This is a genomic window from Solidesulfovibrio aerotolerans (assembly GCF_009856865.1).
GTDB lineage: Bacteria > Desulfobacterota > Desulfovibrionia > Desulfovibrionales > Desulfovibrionaceae > Solidesulfovibrio > Solidesulfovibrio aerotolerans.
Window position 1 is genome coordinate 1 of sequence record NZ_WVUD01000149.1, and the last position, 338, is coordinate 338.

Sequence of the window (338 nt, forward strand, 5' to 3'; positions counted from 1 at the left end):
CGGTTCTTCGACGCTTGAAATGGAATTGACCTTATCCTCCGGCGAGGGGTAGCGACCCTCTCGGAGGCTCAAAATGCGTACAGAAGATATCTTCGCCCTGGGACTGGGTCTGACTCCCCCCTGGCAGGTTTTGAGCCAACGACTGGACACCGAGAAGACACCCCATGAACTCCACTTGGTCCTCGGTGCCGACAGGGGTGCCACCTACCCCTGTCCGACTTGCGGTCGAAACTGCAAGGCCCATGACTTCGAGGAGTTCACTTGGCGACACCTGAATTTCTTCCAACATCACTGCTATCTGACTGCCAGGGTGCCTCGGGTAACTTGTCCCAAGCATG

At 56.8% G+C, this 338-nt stretch carries 1 protein-coding gene; it reads left to right on the forward strand.

Features of this window, described 5'->3' with window-relative positions:
• Nucleotides 1-73: 73 nt before the first annotated feature.
• The coding region (locus GTA51_RS20480; RefSeq protein WP_211922691.1) for a transposase family protein at nt 74-338 on the forward strand (265 nt) is incomplete at its 3' end.